The 5562-nt window shown below is 73.0% G+C and carries 4 protein-coding genes; all 4 read right to left on the bottom strand.

Annotated features, from left to right (window positions below):
- Positions 1-157 precede the first annotated feature (157 nt).
- Genes ACG04Q_RS13375 through ACG04Q_RS13390 form a run of 4 tightly spaced genes read right to left on the bottom strand, consistent with a single transcriptional unit; the run spans position 158 to position 5239 of the window.
- Positions 158-2086 carry an efflux RND transporter periplasmic adaptor subunit gene (locus ACG04Q_RS13375; protein ID WP_394511431.1) on the bottom strand — a complete coding sequence of 643 codons (1929 nt, stop codon included), beginning with the start codon at positions 2084-2086 and terminating at the stop codon, positions 158-160.
- Positions 2083-2883 carry an efflux RND transporter periplasmic adaptor subunit gene (locus ACG04Q_RS13380; protein ID WP_394511432.1) on the bottom strand — a complete coding sequence of 267 codons (801 nt, stop codon included), beginning with the start codon at positions 2881-2883 and terminating at the stop codon, positions 2083-2085. The genes ACG04Q_RS13375 and ACG04Q_RS13380 overlap by 4 nt, the downstream gene beginning before the upstream one ends.
- Positions 2880-4502: a TolC family protein gene (locus ACG04Q_RS13385; protein ID WP_394511433.1), complete on the bottom strand. Its 1623-nt coding sequence runs from the start codon at positions 4500-4502 to the stop codon at positions 2880-2882. The genes ACG04Q_RS13380 and ACG04Q_RS13385 overlap by 4 nt, the downstream gene beginning before the upstream one ends.
- Positions 4502-5239: a SapC family protein gene (locus ACG04Q_RS13390; RefSeq protein WP_394511434.1), complete on the bottom strand. Its 738-nt coding sequence runs from the start codon at positions 5237-5239 to the stop codon at positions 4502-4504. The genes ACG04Q_RS13385 and ACG04Q_RS13390 overlap by 1 nt, the downstream gene beginning before the upstream one ends.
- Positions 5240-5562: the final 323 nt, after the last annotated feature.

Here is a 5562-nt window from a genome sequence, read left to right on the forward strand (position 1 = left end):
CCGGTCAGACAGCCGCACGGAGTCAGTTCTTGAAGTGCGCTGCGCGCACGCCCTCAAGACCTTCCGTTCCTCGGCGAGCTCAGAGGGGGGAAGAACAATACCTCGCTGCGAACGGCGGTCGCGCTGGGCAGTGGACGGGCGTGGAGTCGCCATGCCGTCACCACCACAGCCACAGCCGCAGCTGGTCGACGAGCCGATGCGTCAGCACCCAGATGATGCGGCGCGGGCCGGCCTCGATGCGGGCGTTGCCGCTCATGCCGGGCCGCCACCAGTCCGCCGGCTTGGACAGCAGCTCGGCGCGCACCATGAACTGGTTGCCTTCCTGGCCCTTGATCTGCGCGACCGGGATGACCGCCGCCACGCGCAGCGGGATCTTCTCGTCGGGCCGCGTCATCAGGCTCAGCTCGCCTAAAGCGCCGGCCTTCAGCTGCGCGGCGTCGCGCTCCGGCACCTGCAGCGTCGCGTACAGCTTCTCGACGCGGGCCAGGCGGTAGAGCTTGTCGCCCTTGCGCACCGGGGCGCCCTGCAGCTCGCGCTTCTCGCCCTCGACGACGACGCCGTCGAACGGCGCGCGGTTGGCGGCCAGCTCGATGAGCTCCACCGTGCGCGCCAGCCGGGCCTGCGCCTGCGCCGTGCGGGCGTTGCCCACCTCGGCCTCGGCCAGCGCGCCTGAAGCGCGCGCCTTGTCGGCCTCGGCGGTGTAGCGCTGCACCTCGGCGCGGGCGTCGGCGGCCTGGTTCTGCAGGTCGCGCACGTCCAGCTGCGCCAGCAGCTCGCCTTCCTTGACGGCCTGGCCGGCGCTGACCAGCGCTTCCTCCACGCGGCCATCGAACTGCGCCGACAGGATGCGCGTGCTGTCGGTGGCCAACTGCGCGCTGGCGCCGACGCGGTAGTCCCAGTCCACGAACAGCGCCACCAGCAGCGCCAGCGCGCCCACGCCGGCGCCCAGCTTCAGGCCCAGGTGCTGCGGCCCCAGCCACAGCCGCGCGCGGCGGCGCAACTCGTCACTGGCGCGCAGCGTCAGCGCGCGTTCGCGGAAGTAGAGGCTTTCCAGCCAGGGCAGCGCCGCCCGCAGCGCCAGCCGCAGGCGCGCCAACTGGTCGGCCGGCAGCGGTTCGCCGTCGAACACCATCAGCAGGGCCGCGCGCGGTGCGCTGTGGCCGCTGGCCAGCGGCAGCGAGGCCAGGCTGACGTTGCCCAGCGACTGCTGCAGCAGCCGGTGCGCGGGCAGCGCCTGCGGCGCGGTGCGCTCGACGCCGGCCAGCTCGGTGCCCGGTGTGTCGGTGGTCTGCACGGCGTCGACGCGCAGGCCTTCGTCATGGTCCAGCGCTTCGTCCAGCGCGCCCTCGGTCAGCACGACGGCATGGGCGAAGCGGTCCAGCTTGTCGCGGTGGCTGAGCGCCACCAGGCGCAGCGCCGCGCCGGCCTCGGCGCGCCAGCCCAAGGCCACCTGCTGCGCGCCCAGCGTGCTGGCCAGCGCGTTGACCAGCGCCAGCGTGGCCGGCTCGAAACCGTCGTGGGCCTGCGCGAACAGCACGGCGTCCAGCAGCGGCGCCCAGGTCACCAGCGGCGTGTCGCCGGCCGCGGGCGTGGCCGACGCGGCGGGCGCTTCGCCCGGCGCGGGCAGGTCGGCCACCAGCTGCGCGCGCAGCACCAGCTCGTTCAGGTGCGGCCGTTCGCGGTCGGGCAGGCACAGCAGCCACAGGTCGCTGGCCGCGCGCTCGGGCTGCACGGCCACCAGCCACTGCGTGGCGCCCTGCGCCGAGCGCTGCGGCAGGCTGGCGAAGCCCTGCGTGCGCGCGCGCTGGGCCAGCGCGGCCAGGTCGGTGCCGAAGTCGACTCGCAGCGGGTCGGGCGACGGGTCGCTGGCGGCCGCATCGTCGTGCGCCTGGGCCAGCAGCCGCCAGGCGCCGGCGGCCTCGGCGAGCCACCAGCCCTGCTGGGCGCGCATCAGCCGCGCGAGCGCGGCGATGACCTGCGGTGCGTAGTCGGCCTGGCCGGCGGCGCCGCGCAGCGCGTGCAGCGCCAGCACCAGCTCGCGGGCGCTGTAGGCGGGCAGGGCGGTCACGACACCGGGGGCGCTCACTTGGCGGCTCCTCCGTCCAGCTTGACGATGCCCTTGCTGCCCGCCGCGATGCGCCCGCCCGTGTTGGTGAAGCGCACGCGCACCTCGACGAGGCCGCTGGCCGCATCGGTCACCGGCGAGATCAGGCTGACGTTGCCGTTCACCGTGTCGCCACCGTCGATGCTGACGGGCAGCGCCTGGCCGTCCTTCAGCTTGCGCGCGACGGCGGCGGGCAGGTTGACGCGCAGGTGCAGCACCGATGCGTCCACCAGCTCCACCAGCGTGTCGCCGGGCTTGGCCCATTCGCCGACATCGATGCCCACCTTGGTCACGACGCCGGCCACCGGCGCGGTCAGGCGGCGTTGCTGGCGGTCGGCCTCGGCCAGCTGCAGCTCCAGCTTCTCGCGCGCCTTCTGCACCTGCAGCTGCGCCAGCCGGCCGCGCGTGGCGATGAAGTCCAGCTCGTTGCGGGCCGCGTCCTCGCGGCTCAGGGCGCCGCGGCTGGCGGCCAGCTTGCGCGCGTCCTCGGCCAGCGGCTGCACGACCTTCAGGCGCTCTTCGGTGGCGCGCAGCTCGCTCTGGTCCTCCACCTGCGTGCGGCGGCGCGCCTCCTCCAGCGCCTGCGGGCGGTCATCCAGCTGGATCAGCGCCTGGCCGGCGCCCACCTTCTGGCCCGGCTCCACCGCCACCTTGGCGACGACGCCGGTGACCGGCAGGCTGAGCGCCAGCTTGTGGCGGGCATGGACGATGCCGACATAGTCGGCCGCCAGCGCGGGGCCTGCGGCAGCGGCGAGGAGGAAGAGGGCAGAGGCTTTCATTCGATGAGTTGCACGTCGTGGGCGGCCAGCAGGCTGCCGTCCACCAGTTGCAGCGCCACGCGGGCCAGCGCCCAGCGGCTGGCGCCGTCGATGTAGCGCAGCCGCGCGTCCAGCACGTCGGCCTGCAGTCGCAGCAGCCGGTTGCGCGGCGTGGCGCCCAGCGCGAACTGGTCGCGCACGCCGGCTTCCAGCTGCTCGCGGGCGGTCAGTTCCTCGCGCAGCTGCGCCAGCTCGCGGCCCAGCTCGCCGAACTGCGCGGCGCGGTTGAAGTAGTCGCTGGCCAGCGCCTGGCGCACCGAGTGCACCTCCAGCGCCGACTGCTCCACGCGCAGCTGCTGCGCGCGGTACTCGGCCTGCGCGCGGCGGTCGCCGCCGAGGGGCACTTCCATCGCGACGCCGATGGTCCAGTCGGGGTTGCGGCCCTGCGTGGCCTTGATGGCGGCATCCAGCGGCCCGTAGGTGAGGCTGTTGCTGCTGTAGCTGGCCTGCACGTCCAGCGCCGGCAGCTTCTTGCTGTAGGCCAGGCGCATGCGCGCATCGGCCTGCTCGCGCTTGAGCAGCGCCATGCGCAGCGGCGGCCAGGCGGCCTCGACGTCGGGCAGGCGCTCGGCCAGTGCGGCCAGCTCGCGGGCCGGGGCTGGTGCGTCCAGCTCGGGGTCAGCTAGCGTCCAGCCGGCGTCGTCGGGCGGCAGGTCCAGCAGCACGCGCACCTTGGCCTCGGCGTCGAACAGCGCCTGCTGGCCGCGCGCGAGCTCGGCGCGGCGGGCCGACAGCACGGCGGTCGCCTCGTCCAGCGCGGCGGGCGGCAGGCGGCCGCCGTCCACGCGGCTCTTCACGTCCTCGGCGGTCTCCTGCGCGTTGTCCAGCGCGGCGCGGCGCAGCGCCTGCGTCGAGCGTGCGCGCCACAGCTGCCAGTAGGCCGACAGCGCCTCGCTGCCGATGCGCAGCACCTGCTGGCGGAACTGCCAGCTGCCGATGTCGCGCTCGTAGCGGGCGACGCGCAGGTCGGTCTCGACGACGTCGCGCCCGGCGCCGCGCAGCAGCGGCTGGCGCAGCGACAGCACCAGTGCGCCGGTGGCCTCGGAGTCGCCGGTGGCGAAGCTGGCCGACGCGATGACGTTGCTGCGGCGCTGGTTGCTGCGCCAGGCCAGCGCCACCTCGGCGCCGCTGGGCGCCTTCACGCGTACGCCCGCCTCGCCGGCCAGCACATGCTCGTTGAGGCGCGTGATGCCGCCCAGGGCGGCCGTCAGGCGTTCCTCGACGGTGCGCTGGCGGTTGCGGCCCTCGCGGCGCAGGTTGGCGTAGGCGATGGGCATGTACAGGCCCGTCTCGGCCTCGGCCGCCTGCTCGGACACGCGCGACTGCAGCCGCGCGTACAGCACCTCGGCGTTCTGCTCCAGCGCGAGCTGGGCCAGCGTCTTGGCGTCCAGCCGCACCGGGCGCTGCGCGGCCGGCTTGGGCGGCGGAACATAGGGCTCGTAGCGGACGGGGGCGGGGCCGAACTCGCCCGTCTGCTGGGCGTCGCTGCGGTCAGCGCCCGCGAACGCCGCGCCGGTGCAGGCCGCCGCCGCGGCCGCCGCGCCGAGGGCATGGCGCCAGGCCGCGGTGCGAGCAGGCATCAGGCTGCCTTTGCGGGCGCGAGGCGCTTGTCCTTGAGCTGCATCAGCCGCTCGATCTGCGCCAGCGACATCAGCTGCGCGTAGATGGCCGGCAGGAAGCGCTTGGCGCGCAGCTCCAGGAACTTGTCGTTGGAGAGGTTGTTCAGCCGCTCCTCGTTGACGACCCAGCAACCGGCGATGTTCTTCTCGCGGTCGCCTTCGCGCACCCGCATCTGCAGCGGCGTGAACATGTTCAGCTCGGCCAGCGTCTTGGAGAACTCCAGCGTGATCTGGTCCATTTGCTGCAGCTCGGCCAAGTAGCGCTTGACGTTCTCGATGACCTGCGTGGGCTCGCCCTTGTCGTCGAACAGCGGGCTGCCCTCGCCGTCCTTGCCGTCCACGCTGACCAGGCTGCTGCCTTCATCGAGGCAGATCGTGAAGTGACCCTCGGTGCTGCTGCCGGCCAGCGCGAAGGGGTAGCGGCGGATGATGGCGGGGATGTAGCTCGCCTCCCACTTGCCGGCGTCCGACACGAACAGGTTCTCGCCGGCGTCCAGGCCCAGCAGCGTCACGGGGCGGAACGCGTCCTTCTCCTTGTCCTCGACGAACACGATGGGGTAGACGGCCGCGGCGCGGGCGAATTCGTGCATCGTCAGGTAGGCGATGTGAAAGTCCTTCGCGAAACCGAAACCCGTGATCTCCTTGATGCGGGTGCGGGCGTGGCGCTCACGGTTGACGGGGACGACTTTCTCGAACATCACGAATCCTTCTGGCGGGGTATCAAACGAGGCGAGGTGGGCCATGCAGCGGCCCTGCGCGCAGGCGCTTTTCAGTATCGACGATGGGGCCGAAGGGCGGACACAGGAAAGTCCTAGGCCGTCCGCTGTCGCATCGGCCAGGGCAACGGCGTCTAGAACAGGACGGCCTTCGCCCGACCCACCCGAACGCGGGTCGACGAATGGCTTAGCTGAAAACTCTCATGGGATTGCCAACACCCGGACGTTATGCTGCCGCGCATGTCTGCCTACCTCGTCGCCCACCCCGCCCGCGCCTCGGCCGGCCGCGTGGCTGAGGTGCGGGC

The sequence above is a fragment of the Pelomonas lactea genome (assembly GCF_043555885.1).
Classification (GTDB): Bacteria; Pseudomonadota; Gammaproteobacteria; order Burkholderiales; family Burkholderiaceae_C; genus Pelomonas; species Pelomonas lactea.

Excerpts from the sequence above, each read along its gene's own strand:
- ACG04Q_RS13380 (WP_394511432.1), bottom strand. The coding sequence starts at position 2,883 with ATGAAAGCCTCTGCCCTCTTCCTCCTCGCCGCTGCCGCAGGCCCCGCG.
- ACG04Q_RS13385 (WP_394511433.1), bottom strand. The coding sequence starts at position 4,502 with ATGCCTGCTCGCACCGCGGCCTGGCGCCATGCCCTCGGCGCGGCGGCC.
- ACG04Q_RS13390 (WP_394511434.1), bottom strand. The coding sequence starts at position 5,239 with ATGTTCGAGAAAGTCGTCCCCGTCAACCGTGAGCGCCACGCCCGCACC.